Raw genomic sequence first — 16501 nt, 5'->3', positions numbered from 1 at the left:
GCACCGCCACGGTGTGTACTCCCCGCCGACTCATGCGCGCTCCTCCTCCAGTGCGAGATATGCCTGTTCCAGCTCGCCCGCCGCCGGTGCGAAGGACACGACCTCCACGCCGGCCGCGACGGCGTCGCGCAGGAGCCGCGCGGCCGCGACGTCGTCGGGCACCCGCAGCCGCAGCGAGCCGTCGGACTCGGTGCCGGCACCCGGCGACCCGGCGGTGCCTGTTCGCGCGCCCACGCCGCGAGCCGGTCGCCGTCCAGCGCCCGCATCCGCCAGGTGGCGCGCAGCGGCGCGGGGCGTACCGGGGTCACCGCGCTGGCGGGCTCTCCGGCGTCGGCCTGCGCGGGTGCCTCCGCCGCGGCCTGCCCCTGCCCGGCCGGTTGAGCGTGGCCGGGCTCTGTATCCGTATCCGTGTTCATCTCGGCGCCCGGCGGCGTGAGCGCCCGCCCGCGGGACATGAACACCACGCCGTCGACCATCTCCTCCAACTCGCCCAGCACGTGGCTGGACACCAGCACCGTCATCCCCTGGCTCGCCAGCTCCCGCAGGATCACGCGCAGGTCCATGCGTGAGCGCGGATCCATGCCGGCGGCGGGCTCGTCGAGCAGCAGCACCTGCGGGGCATGGAGCAGCGAGCGGGCCAACCCCAGGCGCTGCTTCTGCCCGCGCGAGAGCACCCGCGCCGGGGTGCGGGCCATGTCCTCTAGATGCACGAGGGCGAGCATGTCGGCGGCGCGCTCGCCAGCGGTGGCGTCGTCGATTCCCTGGGCGGCGGCGAAGGTCAGCAGGATCTCCGTGCAGGTCAGGGAGTCCCAGGTGCCGAAGGCGTCCGGCATCCAGCCCACGGCCCGATGCACTTCGCGCGGCTGGGCCACCGGGTCGAGTCCGGCCACCCGGATGGTGCCCGCGTCCGGCCGTAGTAGGGCCGCCAGCATGAGCAGCAGCGTGGTCTTGCCCGCCCCGTTGGGGCCGACCAGGCCGGTGACGGCTCCGCCGGGTACGGACAGGCTCAACCGTTGCACGGCGGGCGCCGAGCCGAAGAAACGCGTAACCTCTGTCGCCTCAATACTCATGGGCGCTAATGTAACAATTGAATCGCCGGGCGACCGGGAAAGTTGCGGGCCGGTTCCCGGCGGCGGTCGGCGGATTCGTGCTCAGGCCTTTCCCGTCTTCATACCGGCACATGAGATCCTCTCGGTCGCCCACGGTCTGCGCTCGCTCTTCGCCACCTACGAGGTCCCCTTCGATGAGACCTGGAACGACCTGGCGACGCTGCTCTACCGCCCCCGGCTCAAGGACCGCTCCGACACGGAGATCGAGGACGTCATCGGCGGCATCGTCGGCGGACGCTTCGAGGTGAGGGACAAGCGCTTCGTTCTTCGTCCCGACGCCGAGGGTGATTCAGGTGCTCAGCTTGAGGCGCCGCTGGTCTCCGAGGGGCACCGCAAGCTTGGCATGATCCAGGTGCTCCTCGCTAACGGGGTCCTCAAGGATCAGGGGTACCTGTTCTGGGACGAGCCCGAGGCCAACCTCAACCCGGCCTCCATTCGGCTCCTCGCCCCGCTCATCGCCGACCTCGCCCGCCGCGGAGTCCAGGTCTTCCTCGCCACCCACAGTCTCTTCCTCCTGCGCGAACTCTAGATGCTCGATGAGCGGGAGGACGCAGACATCCGCTACTTCGGGCTCGACCGCACCGACAGCGGCCCGGTGTCCGTGGCCCAGGCCGATGACCTTGACGACCTGCCCGTCATTACGGCCCTCGACGCTGAACTCAAGCAGTCCACCCGCTACCTCTACCGGTGACCAGCTGTGGCTGATTGAGGCGAAGGACTACGCCTACCAGGAGGCGAAAGAGCCCAAGAACCTGGTCGCCGTCGTGGCCGAGAAGGTCATGGACACGCTCGCGGGCCTGCACGCCGGGACCCGCGACGGACACACCGATCGGGAGATGCGGGAGATGTGCCGCAAGACGGTGAGGGCCCGGACGCTGTATGTAGCGCTACGCATCGACCTGCCCGGCGCGCAGCCACACGCGGGGCGAGGTCGGCAAGCCGCGGCGCAGCAGACGATGGCGAACTATCGGCAGCAGCTAGACAGGTCCCTCCGCCGCGTCGTCAACGGCAAGGTCCATGTCATCACAGGCCGGGAGAACCCACCGACTGTTCCGTGGACCACTGGATGGAACGAGGCAGGGCGTCGGGCTCACCGGCAGATGTAGTAGGGCGCACCTTCGTGCAGTCGGTTCGACGAGGAGAGCTGAGAGCGGGGCGTTCGGTGGCCAGCATTGTCAGAAACGGTGACAAACGCCGGAATCGCTGCCCTGCCTGGTTTTCGCAACCGCATGATTCCAACGTTTCGTGAGTCGTGGGCCAGCGCCTCGGGCTCGTTTGTCACCGTTTGTGACAATGTGGGCTCGATGGAACAGACTGGACGGCCCAAGCGCGAATCCATGGCGCGCTCGACCGGGGGATGCGCATGCCGTGCGAAGGGGCATCCCCGTGGTGGTTCGGGTCGATGCTGGCGGTGGTGTCGCCGGCTGCGGTGCCGGGGTCAGTCGTCGACATAGTCCTCGCCGTACTTCTCAACGTAGTACAGTTCCTGCGCATTGATTTTAGTGAGCGACGGCGACTTGACTTTAGCTTCAATCAGGCCTGGTGAAGCGATAACGTTTAAACCTGCTCCGTTTGGTAGTGTCCACTTGGTTTGCTCTGACCCTAGACGGCCTGTTTCGTGTGTGCCTTGACCGTAGATCTGGGTGACCTGTTCAACATATGCGTTATATGCAGCCCATGTGGTCGGCGCAGTTGTCTGGTCTCTTTGTGTTTTGGGAACTAGGGAAGTTAACGGGATGGTTAGTCCGCTGACATCTCCATCTAGTTGCGATATTGATCCGTCTTCTTGTCCGTTGGTGGAGAGTTCTGTGGTGAAGAAGCGTCCGTCGTCGGGGGCGGGTGTCCAGCCGAGTTTGTCGCGGGTGGCGTAGGCGGTCTCCCAGGTGATGGGCCAGTCGAGTTCGGCCCAAGCGCGAATCCACTCGACGGCGCGCTCGACCGGGAGGATGCGCATGCCGTGCGAAGGGGCATCCCCGTGGTGGTTCGGGTCGATGCTGGCGGTGGTGTCGCCGGCTGCGGTGCCGGGGTCAGTCGTCGACATAGTCCTCGCCGTACTTCTCAACGTAGTATGAATCCCATTGATCAATCGCGGTGACTTCGGGTGAGTCCAGCATGACGCTCATGGACTTGTCCGAGGCTACTAGGCTTACGGTGACTTGGTTGTTGAGTATCCAGTCGGTTTGAAGAACGTCGCTTCGGTCGCCGGTCTGCTTGCCGGTGCCGTATAGCTGCGTGAGTGCGTTAGCGATGGCATCGTATGCCTGCCACAGGGAAGTCGTCCAAGGAGTGTTCGGCTCGGCTGATAGGTTACGAGAGCAGAGCGGGATCGAGAGGCCGCTGCAAGCGTCGTCTAGTGTGCTGAGGTACCCCCGTCTTCGTTGACGGTGAGTTCTGTGGTGAACAGTTCGGGGTCTTGTGGGTTGGGTGTCCAGCCGAGTTTGTCGCGGGTGGCGTAGGCGGTCTCCCAGGTGATGGGCCAGTCGAGCTCGGCCCAGGCGCGAATCCACTCGACGGCACGCTCGACGGGAAGTATCTTCATCTCGGTCATGGTGGTCGGCTCCTGCTGAGGTCATGCGCGGTGAGGTAGAGGTGCCGGTTAATTGCCGAAGAACTCCGGGTACTCTTTTACGGGGTCGCGCCCAGTATCGTCTACCCATGTGTGAAGTATCTGCTCCGGAGTGATTCCCGGAGTGAGAAGCGCGTGCCCGGAAAAATCTCCCTCAATTAGCCAAAAAACAGTCCCTGGGTCCGAGTTGAGTGTCCGCACCCATGCGGCGATCTCTGCCGTCCCTAGCATATCCGGAGCTCCGCGGAAGGATATAGTTTGATTGTCTGGGAAATGGCTGATTTCAGTTTCGTAGCCGCCCAGCACGGGGTAGACATAAGCGTCGGCGAAGCGGTTCTCGTGATCTTCGCGTCGAAAGACCCTACAACCAGGCCAATGTGCTTGCGCGGAACGGATGAAATCATCTCTGTCGGCAATCGTGCTACTGGGATTAGCAAGAGGTGGGTGTATCGTGTAGTACATGTGTGTGTTGCCTCCGGGTGGTGATGGGCGCCTTCTCAAGGTGCAACTTTGATGGTCAGCGGAAAGTCCTCTCCAAGGATACTACGGATGCGGCTGGAGAGGAACTCGGCGGCTTTCTCTGTGTTGGTGATGATAGTGAGCCCTCGGACTGGATTGTCAGGGTTGCTTATAACCCGTCCGTACCGCTTGATCTCGTCGTCAAGTTTCTTGTATAGGAAGTCGGGTCTGCCTCCTTCGTATAGAGAGTTCGCTCCGCCCTCTGTGTATTTGGCTTCCCAGGCCACGGCTATGTTTCCTTCTTTGGTGACGGCGTCGGCGACGATGGTCTCGCCAGGGACACCAGTGGGTATGACGTGTTCGACGTTGGTGCCTAGGACTCGATGCTGGTACTGGATGGCGCTGTTGTAAGGCCTGCGCACGACGGTATGCAGCCCGCTGACCCAATCGGTTACTTGTTGCTCGGTCCAGACGCGGACCGCTTTGGCGGCGTCGCGCTGGGCGAAGAGGTTGTTGACCTCGGTCAGGCCGGCGATCTCCCGGCGTGCGGCGCGTGAGACCGCGACGCTCTCGGCTGCAGTGCGGGCGGCTTTGCGGGTGCCGAGCCCGAGGGCGGAGCCGGGTATGAAGGTCAGGGCGAAGTCGGCGCCGTCCAGTAGGAGCTGCTCCCAGGTGGCGTTGGCTGCGTAGGAGCGGGTGGCGGCGGCGGGGTCTTGGAGGAAGGTGGCGATGCCGCGCCCATGGCTGAGCACCCAGGTGCCCACGCCGACGGCCCCGAGCGCCGCGGCCACGGACAGGCCCGCCCACGCAAGCAGGAGTACCGCGAGGGCGGTGACCAGGATCTGGCCGAGCACGCCCAGGGAGTCCCACCACTGTGCGAGCCCGTCCAGCAGGCCGGCGAAGAAGTAGGGCCAGTCGGGCTGTTGGAGCCAGGAGCCGATGTCCTGGGCGAGAGCGGTGCCGTACCACAGACAGACCGCCAGCATCACCGCTCCGACCGTGAGTGCGACCAGGCGGAAGGCGTTACGAGCGGCCGGCTCGGTGCCGGGGGTGGTCACGGTCATGGCGTCCTGGCGCACCCCGCGCACCTGTACGCCCATGGCCCGGCCCTCGGCCATGCGCGCCCTACGGCTCAGTGTTCGGTCGCCGTACGCGGCGGCGATGATCGCCAGGTCCGACCAGGTGTAGGCGGCCAGCCACACCACGGCCTGCACCGGTGCCCGCAGGGCTAAGGGGACACCGGTCATGGGCAGGGCGGGCGCCTTGGGGGCCTCGATGACGACGTCGCCGAACACGCCCGCGCGGTGGCGGCGGCGGGCGTCGACCAGCATGCAGGCGATGAACAGGACCACGGAGACGGCGATCTGGGTGCGTCCCTGCCCGCGCACGTGCCAGGCCAGGCGTATCCAGGTGGGGATGGCGGTGTCCTGGTCGGCCCAGCCGGTCCAGCCGACGGTGGCGTTGTAACAGGCATGATCCACGATCGCCATCGTGAGCATCACCACCGGCGGCAGCCACGCGACGGCGCGCCACCAGGGTTTCGCGGTGCGCCACAGGGCCAGGCCCAGGGCGATACCCATGGCAACCCCCATGGTGGGGACCTGATGCCCTGTGGCTACTACCTCCACCGGAGTGTCCAGCTCCAGCAGGTTCTCGGCCCAACTGCCCCCATGTATCAGGAACCGGCCCGCCGTCCACGGGTTCAGCGAGTACTGGAGCCGGTCCTCTCCCAGCAGCTCGGCGATCAGGCCCGGGGGCACCAGGCGGCGGGCACCGTCCTCGGCGATGGTGAATCCCGCCCCGGTAGCGAAGCCCAGCAGCGCCCAGTCCACCGCCGCCAGACGCCTGACCCGGCCCGGCGCCAATAGCGCCAGGGCGAGCAGCGGCAGCAGCTTGCCTGGCTCCTCAACGAAAGCGGCCAGCGCGATGCGGGCGCCGTCATCGGCCGTGGAGAGCCCAATCGCCTCACCAATCACTAGGGTGGCGTGGGCGATCAGTAGTGACCAGGGCGCGCTGATGCCCATCAGCAGCAGCAGCGGGCGCAGCCCCAGGGTGCGGGTGCGCGCCAGCAGTCCCACCACCAGCAGGCAGCCGGTCATGAACAGCGCGGGCACCAGCCCGATCGCCAGGCGCGGCACCACCACTAGCGCCACCACACCCAGCACCAGCGCCACGGTGGAGACCACCTGCTGCACGCGCACCAACCCACGCGCGAAACCCGCATGACGCGCCCACCAGCCCCGCCAGCCAGCCAGCGCCCGCTCCCACCACTCCGCCGGCACATCCAGCGTCGACAAGACACGACCCTCGCCCGCCGTCGCTGCCGCACTCGCAGTCGGCGCGACATAGTGGGCCGACTCTGCCGCTCCCCGGCCCGGCGGCCTGCCGTACGGGGCCGACGTAGGCACCACAAACCCGTATCCCCGCGCAGAGTCGGAACGCTCCCCAGAACCGGCTGCAGATGATGCCGCCCCAGCAGCGGGAGCGGGTGCGCCGGAGTAGCCTCCGCCAGGCGCACCGTCCGGCATCAGCCCGTACGCACTCTGCGGCGCAGCGGCATGCCGCCCTCGCACCGCCGGACCCGACTCCGGTGCTATCCCGGGCCGCCCATCGGGCTCGCCCTCGCCCGGTTCAGCCGCATGCCGCCCCCGCGCCGGCTTCGGCGAAGCCCCTGGCGGCGGCGGAGGCGCCGGGGCGTCCCCGCCCGCCACGGATGCGGGGCGGACCCGCTGGGCGCCGTCGTTATCGCCCACGGCCTCACGCCGAGCGCCGTCGTCAACCATGAGACAGGCCTTTCAGGAACCAACAGGAAATGACGAAACCATAACGCTCGCCATGTGGTGACCTTAGCCATGTACTACCCCGTGAGGCAACCCCGGTCAGGGTCGATGCGCCACCTCTTCAGGGCCGGACTCCTGCCCCTCCACCCTGCGATCCCCGTCGAGCCGTCGTAACCTGCGGGCCGTATGCTTGGCTCGACGCCACGCCGAGGACGCCGGGACGCCCCGCGCGGGCGCGCCCGACGAGTCGGCACCGGCAACGACCAACCGGCAGCACAACGGCAGGAACCCCCACATGGCACTGGTAGTGCAGAAATACGGAGGCTCATCCGTCAGCGACGTTGAGGCGATCCGCCGCGTCGCCAGGCGCGTCGTCGCCACGCGCAAGGCGGGCAACACCGTGGTGGTGGTCGTCTCCGCCATGGGCGACACCACCGACGACCTGCTGGACATGGCCGGTGCCATCTCCGCCAAGCCCCCGCGCGCGAGATGGACATCCTCCTGTCCGCCGGCGAGCGGATCTCTATGGCACTGCTGGCCATGGCCATCGGCGAACTGGGTGTGCCCGCCCGCGCCTACACCGGCGCCCAGGCCGGCGTACTCACCGACTCCAAGTACGGGCGCGCCAGCATCGTCGGCGTCCTGCCCGAGCGCATCGCCCGCGCCATCCAGATGGGGGCCGTCGCCGTCGTCGCCGGCTTCCAGGGCATCAACGAGGTGGAGGACGTCACCACCCTGGGGCGCGGCGGCTCCGACACCACCGCCGTCGCCCTCGCCGCCGCCCTGAACGCGGACGTCTGCGAGATCTACACCGACGTCGACGGCCTGTTCACCGCCGACCCGCGCATCGTCCCCACGGCCCGCCGCATCGAGGCCCTCTCCAGCGAGGAGACCCTGGAGATGGCCGCCAACGGCGCCAAGATCCTGCACCTGCGCGCGGTGGAGTACGCCCGCCGCTTCGGCGTGCCCCTGCACGTGCGCTCCTCCTTCTCCGACAAGACCGGCACCTGGATCTACGACGGCCGCCGCGAGGGCGCCTTCATCCCGCCCCTAGTCCCCGGGGCCGACGACGACGCCCCCTCCGCCCCCACACCCGCGCCCGCCTCCGGTGCCCCTGCCGATGCCTCGGTACCGCCCGCGCCCGCCCTGCGGGCTCAGCCCACTCCAGCACCCGCCATTGATGCCGTCACCGGCCGCGTCGTCGCCCCCGACGGCGCCCTGCCGCCCGACGGCGCCTCCGTGGGTGCCGCACACACCCGTGCCGTCAACGCCCGCGCCCAGGCCCGCCCGCACCCATCCGCTCAGGAGGATCACGTGGAAGCCCCCGTCATTTCCGGCATCGCCCACGACCGCAGCCAGGACAAGATCACCCTGGTCGGCGTGCCCGATGTGCCCGGCGCCGCCGCCCGCATCTTCGAGATCGTGGCCCGCGCCGACACCAACATCGACATGATCGTGCAGGACGTCTCCGCAGAGGGCACCGGCCTGACCAACATCTCCTTCACCTGCCCCGACGGCGATTCTGCGGCAGCCCGCGCCGCCCTCGAGGCCGCGCAGGACGAGCTCGGCTTCAAGACCCTGCACTTCAACCCCAACATCGGCAAGCTCTCCCTGGTCGGCGCCGGCATGCGCTCCCACCCGGGCGTGTCCGCCAAGCTCTTCGGGGCACTGAGCGAGGCCGGCATCAACATTGACATGATTTCCACCTCCGAGATCCGCATCTCGGTGGTGGTGGACGACGCCGTGCTAGACGAGGCCGTGCGCGCCGTCCACTCCGCCTTCGGCCTCAATGCCGAGGCCGCCGAGGCGGTCGTCTACGGAGGTACCGGAAGATGAGCAACCCCAGCAACCAGGACAGCCAGGCCCCGCAGGAGGACGCGGGGAAGTACGTGGGTCCCGCGGGCGGGTACGTGGGCCCGGCCGACGGCGTGAGCGTCGCCGTCGTCGGCGCCACCGGGCAGGTAGGCCGCGTCATGCTGAGCATGCTCGCCCAGCGTGATTTCCCCGCCCGCAGCCTGCGCCTGTTCTCATCGGCGCGTTCCGCCGGGAGCGTCGTGGAGTTCCGCGGCGCCCGCATCGAAGTGGAGGACGTGGCTACCGCGGACCTGGCCGGCATCGACGTGGCCATCTTCTCCGCCGGCGCTACCGCCTCGCGTGAGTACGCGCCCCGGTTTGTCGCGGCCGGCGCCGTCGTGGTGGACAACTCCTCCGCCTGGCGCCGCGATCCCGACGTGCCGCTGGTGGTTGCCGAGGTCAATCCCGAGGCGCTGGACGACCGCCCCAAGGGCATCATCGCCAACCCCAACTGCACCACCATGGCGATCATGCCGGCCCTGAAGGTACTGCACGAGGAGGCCGGGCTCACGCGCCTGGTCGCCTCCACCTACCAGGCGGTCTCCGGCTCCGGGCGCGCCGGGGTGGCCGAGCTGGCCGGGCAGGTGCGCGCCGTCGTCGAGCAGGGGCAGGACATCGAGGGCCTCGCCCTGGACGGGCGGGCCGTCAGCTTCTCCGAGCCGAAGGTGTACGTGGACACCGTCGCCTTCAACGCCGTCGCCTGGGCCGGCAGCGACGCCGGCGACGGCTCCGGGGAGACCGACGAGGAGCAGAAGCTGCGCAACGAGTCCCGCAAGATCCTGGGGATCCCGGACCTGCGCGTGTCTGGCACCTGCGTGCGCATCCCCGTGTTCTCCGGCCACGGGGTGAGCGTGAGCGCCGAGTTCGAGCGTCCCCTCAGCCCCGAGCGGGCCATCGAGCTGCTGCGCGCCGCCCCCGGCGTCACCTACGACGACGTGCCCAGCCCGCTGAAGTCCGCCGGCCGCGACGGCACCTTCGTGGGTCGGGTGCGCGCCGACCAGGCCTGGGACGACGGCCACGGCATCGCCCTGTTCGCGGTGGGTGACAACCTGCGTAAGGGTGCCGCCCTCAACGCCGTCCAACTGGCCGAGCTGGTCGCCGCCAACCTGCACCGAGGTCGGTAGAAGTTACGCGCCGAGGTCGGTCGAAGCGGCGTCGTCGGGCGTGCTACTGCGCGTCCCGCATGACCCGCGGATCCAGACCGTACTGCGGCGGCACTCCGAGGTGCTCGCGCAGGGTGGTGCCCCGGTAGCCGTCGTGGAACAGCCCGCGTTCGCGCAGGATCGGAACCACCTCGTCAACAAAGGTGTCGATCCCGTCCTGGTTTACGTCGGGAGAGATCCAGAAGCCGTCGCATGCGCCGGCCTCGAACCACTCTTGCATGTGGTCGGCCACGACGGAGGGCGGGCCCACGGGAGTGGGGTGGTAGTCGATGATGCCGTGTGCCAGGATGTCCCGAATCGTCCAGCCCTCCCGGGCGACGCTCAGCGCGTGCTGGGAGCGGGGATCGAAACCGCTGGGTCGGGCGTCGGCCAGCTCTCCGGCCGTCAAGGGCCGGTCGATCTGCTCGGGCTCCAGGGCCAGTCCCAGCATGGCTCCCAGATAGGGGACCCGCTGGGGGGCGCTGACCTCATCCAGCTGGCGTCTGCGGGCCAGAGCATCCTCGACCGTGGCGCCAATGAGGGGCATGAGCCCGGCGAAGAACTTGACCTCCTCCGGGTTGCGGCCGTACTGGCGGGCGGCCCGGCGTACGGCGTCGCGCTGGGCGCGGGCGTCCTCAATGGTGAAGGCCGCACCGATGACGCCGCTGGCGTAGCGTCCGGCAATGGTCAGGCCGTACTCCCCGCCCCCGGCGGAGAAGATGACCGGCTGCCCCTGCTCGGACGGCGGGATCGGCAGGGGCCCCTGGGAGGCGACGTGTTCCCCGCGCAGGTTCACCGGGCGTACCCGGTCCATGTCAACGAAGCGGCCGGTGGCCTTGTCCCGGGTCCAGGCGTCCTCGCCCCAGCTGCCCCACAGGGCCTGCACGGTCTGGATCACCTCGTGCGCGCGGCCATAGCGGACCGGGCGCTCGGCGATGGTCTGGCCGAAGTTCGCGGCGGCAGCCGGGTCCGCAGTAGTAACCGCGTTCCAGCCGAAGCGGCCGTGAGTGATCACGTCTAGGGCCTTGTACTGGCGGGCGATGTTGTAGGGCTCGTTAAAGGTCGTGGTGCCGGTGGCCACGAATCCGATCCGGGAGGTCGCGCGGGCCAGGGCGGCGATAGTAACTACCGGGTCCATGGTGGCCTGCGGGATCCCACCCCCCATGGAGGGAGTGATCGCGAGGTTGTCAGGCAGGAAGAGGAAGTCGAGGGTGCCGCGCTCCGCAGCGCGGGCGTAGCGGACCTGGGCCTCAATGTCGGCATAGGCGGAGGGGTTCACGCCGGGGGCGCGCCAGGCGTTGGCCTGCGAGCCGTAGCCGGTCCCCAGATGCATGCCCAGGGTCATCTGTCGTTTGGCGGGATTGGTGGTCATGGTGTTCCTCCGAGGTTGGTGGCGGGCGGTGTGTCTTGCGCACTCGGCGCAGTGCTCGTCACTGCAGTGGGGTGGTGCTGGGTGGCGCAGGCCGATCTCCGGTGCCGGAGGCGGGGTCAGGTGGCGAGGCGATGCAGTCGGCGCGCGTAGAAGACCAGGGGGTCGATCTCCCTGTCCTGCTCGACTTCGAGTACCCGAAGAAGGGCAAGATCGTGATCGCCCGCCTCGATGATCCTCTCGGGCGCCGCGCTCAGGGTGGCGGGGGATCCCAGGAGAGCGGCGTCTTCGCTGCGCAGGGCGCACTCCAGGCCGACGAAGCGCTGGGCGGTGGGGCCGGCGAGCTGGGAGACCAGGGCGTGGTGCTCGGTGCCCAGGACGCTGACCCGCAGGAGCGATGCGTCGCGCAGCCGCGGCCAGGTGGACGAGCTATTGGCGAAGGCCAGAGACACCAGCGGCGGATCCAGTGACACGGAGGTGAAGGAGTTGGCCAGCATTCCTACAGGGGCGCCGTCGTAGTCCTGGGCCGTCACCAGCACGATGCCGGTGGGGAAGCTGGCCAGGGTCCGCCGCAGGGCCTCGGGGTCGACGGGGCTGGCTGGCTGTGGTGGCAACACGCATCTCCGTTCGCCTAAGATCGCTTGAAGTAGATAGCCCGGACGATACGGAGAGGCTCTCCACTTATCAATGGCGCAGGAGTGTGATCCATGTCTGACCCGGCGGCCCGGGACGACGCGCCTCGGACGAGGAACAGGCACCGGGCGGTGCGCGCCGACGCGCGGCGCAACCGCGACAAGATCGTTGAGATAGCCGCGCAGATCTTCGCCCGGGAGGGGCTGGACGTCCCTATGGACGCCATCGCCAGGCGTGCCGGAGTGGGGGCGGGGACCCTCTACCGTCACTTCCCCACCAGGCAGGACCTACTCGGCCAGGTGTTGGCGCAGCGCACCACCGATCTGACGCGCAGGTGCCGGGAGATTGAGGGAGCTGCCCTGGAGCCCGGCGAGGCGCTCGAGCGGTGGCTGGACGCGCTAGGGGAGTGGATGCGGTCCTATGACGGACTCCCCGGGCCGTTGCGGGAGGCCTACACCAGCTCCTCCTCGCCGCTGGCTCCAACCTGTGAGGAGGTCATTGAGATGACGCGGGGCTTCCTGGAGCCCGCGCAGCGCGCGGGTGTGGCTCGCGCCGAGGTCGACGCCGACACCCTCTACCAGGCCGTGCTGGCCATGGCCTGGGTCGCATCCGCCGTCGAAGGCGCAGGCGACGGCGCCGACGACGTTGTCGCCAACAGGCCTGCCGAGGGCGACAGTGGCGAGGAGCCGCGCAGCGGGCTCGTCGCCTTGGTGCGTCGGGGGTGGCGGCGCTCCTGAACCCCGGGGCACCTTCATGCGGCTGGGAGCAGCTGGCAGAGCTCAGCCGGTCTCGGTATGTCGTTAGTGGCTCTTCCGGTTCGAGGGTGTGACGGTTCATGCGTTGTGGTTGACGATTCGTCACTTGTTGCGACCGGTTCGGCACCTAGAGGCGCGAACCCTCGTGGGAAGTGCCGAAGCACGGGGGTGCGGCGTCAGGGCTCTGGATTCACTGGAAGTACTCAGCGGTGCCGTCGACGCTCACCTCCCCGGTCAGGCCTTCGGATGGTCCCAATGGATCCAACGAATCGTTCCCGCAAGCCCGGCACCGCCCGCCCGACGACGTCCCTGCCCGACAACGACCACCACTTCCGCGCGTAACATGTTCCGGTCTCGATGCGTCACATGTGCCGGTTTCGGTGGTCAGTGGGCTGCAGCGCTTGTGGTTGTGGTAGTCGGGACCTCGCCGGCGTACAGGTACACGCCGACGCGCTCGGGCAGCTCGGGCACGTCCAGCCGCAATTCCCGCGAGGCGGCACGCACCAGGCCCCGCCGCTCACAGAACTCGTAAGCGCACAGAGAGTCCGTGTACAGGAAGAAGTCCTTACGGCCGTGGGCGTGCAGGTGCTCCATGAAGTCGTCGTACAGGCGGGTGCCCACCCCGCGGCCCCGCCATGCGGGATGCACCGCGAGCAGGGTGATCTCATCGGTGAGGGCGACGCCTCCGCCAAGCAGCACGTCCTGTCTCAGTTCGGCACGCCGGTAGTCGAAGCCCAATGCCTGCGTGAGCGTGTCCCACTGCGGCATTCCCGCCGTCGCCAGCCAGGCCATGGCGGCGAGCTTATGCGCATGAGCGAGCGGCCGGGCCGGAAGCGGTGGCTCGTCCTCTACCCGGCCCATGAGGACGCCCACGACCCGCTCGGCGGCGGGTTCCGCGTCGTCCTCGCTGCGGTCATCGGTGACGACGGCGACCTGCGCGTAGGTGGAGGTGAGCAGGCGCTCGGACAGGAACACCTCTGCGGCGGAGCGCTCCAAGTAGGGGCGCGGTGCGTAGCTGCGGATGTGGAAGGCGTCAAGGACGATCGCCATGACCCCCTCGGCATCCCGGGGCTCATAGGGGCGGTAGGTGATGGTGAACATAGTGCCTCCTGGCATCGTCGGAACTGGCGTTCGCCATCCCGACGTTAGGCAGGTGGTCTGGACGGAGCCGGGGAGTCGCCTTCGTGTTTCTGGCGTCGTCGGCGAGTAGAGCAGTGGGCCGACCTCGGTGCGCAACGTCTACCGACCTAGGCACGTGACTTCTACCGACCTCGGCGTGGGTGGGGTGCACCTGGGAAGGGGGCCGAAGATGACCATGCCCACGGAATACCTCGTCGGGTAGGACGGTTGTCCCAGGCGTCGGCAGCGCTGGACGCGTGCCCGGCACACAACATCCAATCCCTCCGACTGGAAGGAACACCCGTGGCCACCAAGAACATCACCGGCGCAGACTTCAACCAGACCGTCCGCGGGGACGGCATCACCCTTGTTGACTTCTGGGCTTCATGGTGCGGTCCGTGCCGTCGCTTCGCGCCGGTGTTCGAGAAGGCTGCCGAGAACAACCCCGACATCACCTTCGCCAAGGTTGACACCGAGGCCGAGCAGGAGCTCGCCGGCGCCCTGGGCATCTCCTCGATCCCCACGCTGATGGTCTTCCGCGACGACGTCCTGGTCTACCGCGAGGCCGGCGCCCTGCCCGGACCCGCCCTGGACTCCCTGATCACCCAGGTGCGCGAGCTCGACATGGATGAGATCAAGCGCAAGATCGCCGAGGAGGAGGCCGCCGGCGCCGCCGCGCAGGCCTGACCCGGTACCTACTACCTACCGGGGCCGTGCCCCAGTCGGCTGAAAGCTGCCTGGGGCCGGCCTGTCCAGGTGCCCGGCGCCCCACCCATATGGTGCGGCGCCGGGCATCTTGCTGCGGCTGGCGCCGTCCGGGCTGTTTCCAGGTTCCCTCATGAGCGATAAGCCCTACCCATCTAAGCTTCGGTGATTGTAAAGTTGGCCCCATGAGCAAGCACCAAGTCAAGAACCCAGCCGTCATCCCCACCTTCACCGCCTCCGAGACCCTCGCCGCCGACCTGCAGCGCGCCCTGGTGGATATCACCGCCCTCAGCCTCGTCGGCAAGCAGGTCCACTGGAACCTGGTCGGCCCGAACTTCCGTGACCTCCACCTCAACCTGGACGAGGTCGTCGACATCGCCCGCGAGGGCTCCGACGAGCTCGCCGAGCGCATGCGCGCCATCAACGCATTCCCCGACGGCCGCCCCGGCACCATCGCCTCCCAGACCACCGTCCCGGAGGCACCCGAGGGAGCCGTCATCACCGCTGACGCGGTCGACTACATCGTCTCGGCCATCAACGCCGTGGTCACCACCCTGCGTGACATCCACGACGCCGTCGACGAGGCCGACCCCTCCTCCTCCGGCATCCTGGAGGACTACACCCAGCGCCTGGAGCAGCAGAGCTGGTTCCTCTCCGCGCAGAACTACTCCGTGAACTGAGACTGCCGACCGCGTCCTGCGCGCCCACGCGCCCGGGAGCCGCTGCCGCCGACGCGGCGGCGCGCCTAACCTGGGCGCATGCCGCACGCGCCTACCGCCGACGTCGCCCGCCTGCACCGCCTCGCCCGGCACTTCGCCACCGAGGCCGTCCAGGCCGGCGACGTCGCCGCATTCCCACCGCCCGCCGCCCTCGCCGAGCTCCCCCCGGTGGAGCTGCGGCGGCTGCTGGACGGGCTGCTGACCATCCGTCCGCCCCGCGAGATCCCCGACGACGACGTCCGGGAGGACCTGGACGAGATGCTCGCCGCCGAGGCCGCCCAGCGCGTGCACGACGCCGGCGCCCCCGACGCCCTGACACTGCCCACACTGGCCGCCACCCACGCGGTGGCCGGCCCGCTCGGCGAGCACGTCGCCCTGTGGCGCGGGGATCTGACCACCTTGCGCGCCGGAGCGATCGTCAACGCCGCCAACGCCCAGATGCTGGGCTGCTTCGTCCCCGGGCACACCTGCATCGACAACGTCATCCACGCCGTCGCCGGGCCCGGCTTGCGTGCCGAATGCGCCGCCCACATGGACACCCGCGACGGCCGCCCGGAGGAGGCCGGCCGAGCCCTGCTCACCTCCGGCTACCACCTGCCCGCCGCGCACGTGGTCCACACCGTCGGCCCGATCATCGAGGGCGGCCGCCCCACCGACGCCGACCGCGCCCTACTGGCCTCCAGCTACCGCAGCGTCCTGGACACCGTCGTCGCCACCGGTCTGGATTCCGTGGGCCTGTGCTCGGTGTCCACCGGGGAGTACGGCTACCCCAAGGAAGAGGCGGCGCCGCTTGTACTGGACACCCTTGTGGACTGGCTGCGCACGCACCCCGAATCCGAGCTGCGGATCGTCATCTGCGTCTTCGCCGAGCCCGACCTCGCCGCCTACGAGGCCGCGCTCGCGTCCCGGCCGGGAGCGTAACTCAGCGCTCGTAGGGGCCGGGCATGAGCACCCATGCGGCGACGTAGACCACCCACATCGGGCCCGGCAGCACCGCCAGGGCGAGCGTCGCCAGCCGCACCAGCGTCGGGCTCACGCCCCAGTACTCGGCCAGGCCGCCGCACACGCCCGCCAGCAGGCGGCGGTAGGACCGCCGCGGCAGCCGCGAGCGCCACGACTTGGTGCGCCGGGAGAAAGACGGTTTGCGGCCGTAGGGGTTGGTGGGACGCTGCTGTGTCATGGTGCCAGCCTGCCGAATCCGGTCGGCCTCCGGTATCCGGGATGCCCCTGGTGCTGCCCTGGCTAGGGCCGTCGCCGAGTCGACGCGACCGGTCGGGCACAGGTGCGGGGT

Annotated in this window: 16 protein-coding genes and 2 pseudogenes; 9 read left to right on the top strand and 9 right to left on the bottom strand. The window is 68.8% G+C overall.

Annotation, left to right across the window (positions count from 1 at the left end; translation table 11 throughout):
- Positions 1 to 30: 30 nt before the first annotated feature.
- Positions 31 to 1070: pseudogene (locus CWT12_RS12915) on the bottom strand (ABC transporter ATP-binding protein).
- Here CWT12_RS12915 and CWT12_RS12910 point away from each other — a divergent pair.
- From CWT12_RS12910 to CWT12_RS12900, 3 genes are read left to right on the top strand one after another with little or no spacing between them, the layout of a single operon-like run.
- Positions 1069 to 1638, top strand: a complete 570-nt coding sequence (locus tag CWT12_RS12910; protein ID WP_161925138.1) for an AAA family ATPase — start codon at positions 1069 to 1071, stop codon at positions 1636 to 1638. The pseudogene CWT12_RS12915 and the gene CWT12_RS12910 sit on opposite strands and share 2 nt — an antisense overlap.
- The gene (locus tag CWT12_RS12905; protein ID WP_161925137.1) at positions 1639 to 1800 is read left to right on the top strand and encodes a hypothetical protein; all 162 of its coding nucleotides are present in this window, start codon (positions 1639 to 1641) and stop codon (positions 1798 to 1800) included.
- Positions 1724 to 2215: a hypothetical protein gene (locus CWT12_RS12900; RefSeq protein ID WP_161925136.1), complete on the top strand. Its 492-nt coding sequence runs from the start codon at positions 1724 to 1726 to the stop codon at positions 2213 to 2215. Before CWT12_RS12905 ends, CWT12_RS12900 begins: the two co-directional genes overlap by 77 nt.
- Positions 2216 to 2547: 332 nt before the next feature.
- Here the strand turns inward: CWT12_RS12900 and CWT12_RS12895 are convergent, their stop codons facing one another.
- The 4 genes from CWT12_RS12895 to CWT12_RS12885 form a co-directional block, all read right to left on the bottom strand.
- On the bottom strand, positions 2548 to 3150 hold the full coding sequence (locus tag CWT12_RS12895; protein WP_161925135.1) for a DUF6301 family protein: 603 nt from the start codon (positions 3148 to 3150) through the stop codon (positions 2548 to 2550).
- Complete coding sequence (locus tag CWT12_RS14800) at positions 3137 to 3541, bottom strand: DUF6301 family protein (RefSeq protein ID WP_442862565.1); 405 nt, start codon at positions 3539 to 3541, stop codon at positions 3137 to 3139. Before CWT12_RS14800 ends, CWT12_RS12895 begins: the two co-directional genes overlap by 14 nt.
- Positions 3460 to 3657, bottom strand: coding sequence for a DUF6301 family protein (locus tag CWT12_RS12890; RefSeq protein WP_161925134.1), 198 nt, complete (start codon positions 3655 to 3657; stop codon positions 3460 to 3462). Before CWT12_RS12890 ends, CWT12_RS14800 begins: the two co-directional genes overlap by 82 nt.
- A 515-nt stretch (positions 3658 to 4172) precedes the next feature.
- Positions 4173 to 6431, bottom strand: a complete 2259-nt coding sequence (locus tag CWT12_RS12885) for a restriction endonuclease fold toxin-2 domain-containing protein (protein WP_161925133.1) — start codon at positions 6429 to 6431, stop codon at positions 4173 to 4175.
- A gap of 778 nt (positions 6432 to 7209) precedes the next feature.
- Here CWT12_RS12885 and CWT12_RS12880 point away from each other — a divergent pair.
- A pseudogene (locus tag CWT12_RS12880) lies at positions 7210 to 8750 on the top strand (aspartate kinase).
- Entirely contained in the window at positions 8747 to 9892 is a 1146-nt protein-coding gene (locus tag CWT12_RS12875; protein ID WP_161925132.1) for an aspartate-semialdehyde dehydrogenase, read from the top strand. Before CWT12_RS12880 ends, CWT12_RS12875 begins: the two are co-directional and overlap by 4 nt.
- 43 nt (positions 9893 to 9935) lie before the next feature.
- Here CWT12_RS12875 and CWT12_RS12870 read toward each other — a convergent pair whose 3' ends face one another.
- Together CWT12_RS12870 and CWT12_RS12865 are read right to left on the bottom strand one after the other, a co-directional pair.
- On the bottom strand, positions 9936 to 11282 hold the full coding sequence (locus CWT12_RS12870; protein ID WP_161925131.1) for an NtaA/DmoA family FMN-dependent monooxygenase: 1347 nt from the start codon (positions 11280 to 11282) through the stop codon (positions 9936 to 9938).
- Positions 11283 to 11398: 116 nt separating this feature from the next.
- Positions 11399 to 11893: a flavin reductase family protein gene (locus CWT12_RS12865; protein ID WP_202616219.1), complete on the bottom strand. Its 495-nt coding sequence runs from the start codon at positions 11891 to 11893 to the stop codon at positions 11399 to 11401.
- A 93-nt stretch (positions 11894 to 11986) separates the two neighbouring features.
- Between CWT12_RS12865 and CWT12_RS12860 the strand changes: the two genes are divergently transcribed.
- Entirely contained in the window at positions 11987 to 12649 is a 663-nt protein-coding gene (locus CWT12_RS12860) for a TetR/AcrR family transcriptional regulator (protein WP_161925129.1), read from the top strand.
- A gap of 402 nt (positions 12650 to 13051) precedes the next feature.
- Here the strand turns inward: CWT12_RS12860 and CWT12_RS12855 are convergent, their stop codons facing one another.
- The gene (locus CWT12_RS12855) at positions 13052 to 13768 is read right to left on the bottom strand and encodes a GNAT family N-acetyltransferase (protein ID WP_161925128.1); all 717 of its coding nucleotides are present in this window, start codon (positions 13766 to 13768) and stop codon (positions 13052 to 13054) included.
- 321 nt (positions 13769 to 14089) lie between these two features.
- Here CWT12_RS12855 and trxA point away from each other — a divergent pair, with 321 nt between their 5' ends.
- From trxA to CWT12_RS12840, 3 genes are all read left to right on the top strand, one after another.
- On the top strand, positions 14090 to 14473 hold the full coding sequence (gene trxA / locus CWT12_RS12850) for a thioredoxin (RefSeq protein WP_161925127.1): 384 nt from the start codon (positions 14090 to 14092) through the stop codon (positions 14471 to 14473).
- 203 nt (positions 14474 to 14676) lie between these two features.
- A complete protein-coding gene (locus tag CWT12_RS12845) occupies positions 14677 to 15171 on the top strand; it encodes a Dps family protein (protein WP_161925126.1) in 495 nt (164 codons plus the stop codon).
- Between the two features lie 78 nt (positions 15172 to 15249).
- A complete protein-coding gene (locus tag CWT12_RS12840; RefSeq protein WP_161925125.1) occupies positions 15250 to 16131 on the top strand; it encodes a macro domain-containing protein in 882 nt (293 codons plus the stop codon).
- A 1-nt stretch (position 16132) separates the two neighbouring features.
- Here the strand turns inward: CWT12_RS12840 and CWT12_RS12835 are convergent, their stop codons facing one another.
- Positions 16133 to 16390, bottom strand: coding sequence for a PspC domain-containing protein (locus tag CWT12_RS12835; RefSeq protein ID WP_161925124.1), 258 nt, complete (start codon positions 16388 to 16390; stop codon positions 16133 to 16135).
- Positions 16391 to 16501: the final 111 nt, after the last annotated feature.

This window comes from Actinomyces sp. 432 (assembly GCF_009930875.1).
Classification (GTDB): Bacteria; Actinomycetota; Actinomycetes; order Actinomycetales; family Actinomycetaceae; genus Actinomyces.
Note: the sequence above shows the minus strand (reverse complement) of the source record. Positions and strands in the feature narration are given on the sequence as shown.

What these genes read in the sequence shown, in the direction of transcription:
- CWT12_RS12900 (WP_161925136.1), top strand. Translation starts at nt 1,724, where the DNA reads ATGACCTTGACGACCTGCCCGTCATTACGGCCCTCGACGCTGAACTCA.
- CWT12_RS12905 (WP_161925137.1), top strand. Translation starts at nt 1,639, where the DNA reads ATGCTCGATGAGCGGGAGGACGCAGACATCCGCTACTTCGGGCTCGAC.
- CWT12_RS12840 (WP_161925125.1), top strand. Translation starts at nt 15,250, where the DNA reads ATGCCGCACGCGCCTACCGCCGACGTCGCCCGCCTGCACCGCCTCGCC.
- CWT12_RS12890 (WP_161925134.1), bottom strand. Translation starts at nt 3,657, where the DNA reads ATGACCGAGATGAAGATACTTCCCGTCGAGCGTGCCGTCGAGTGGATT.
- CWT12_RS12845 (WP_161925126.1), top strand. Translation starts at nt 14,677, where the DNA reads ATGAGCAAGCACCAAGTCAAGAACCCAGCCGTCATCCCCACCTTCACC.
- CWT12_RS12895 (WP_161925135.1), bottom strand. Translation starts at nt 3,150, where the DNA reads ATGTCGACGACTGACCCCGGCACCGCAGCCGGCGACACCACCGCCAGC.
- CWT12_RS12875 (WP_161925132.1), top strand. Translation starts at nt 8,747, where the DNA reads ATGAGCAACCCCAGCAACCAGGACAGCCAGGCCCCGCAGGAGGACGCG.
- CWT12_RS12835 (WP_161925124.1), bottom strand. Translation starts at nt 16,390, where the DNA reads ATGACACAGCAGCGTCCCACCAACCCCTACGGCCGCAAACCGTCTTTC.
- CWT12_RS12870 (WP_161925131.1), bottom strand. Translation starts at nt 11,282, where the DNA reads ATGACCACCAATCCCGCCAAACGACAGATGACCCTGGGCATGCATCTG.
- CWT12_RS12855 (WP_161925128.1), bottom strand. Translation starts at nt 13,768, where the DNA reads ATGTTCACCATCACCTACCGCCCCTATGAGCCCCGGGATGCCGAGGGG.
- CWT12_RS12910 (WP_161925138.1), top strand. Translation starts at nt 1,069, where the DNA reads ATGGGCGCTAATGTAACAATTGAATCGCCGGGCGACCGGGAAAGTTGC.
- CWT12_RS12860 (WP_161925129.1), top strand. Translation starts at nt 11,987, where the DNA reads ATGTCTGACCCGGCGGCCCGGGACGACGCGCCTCGGACGAGGAACAGG.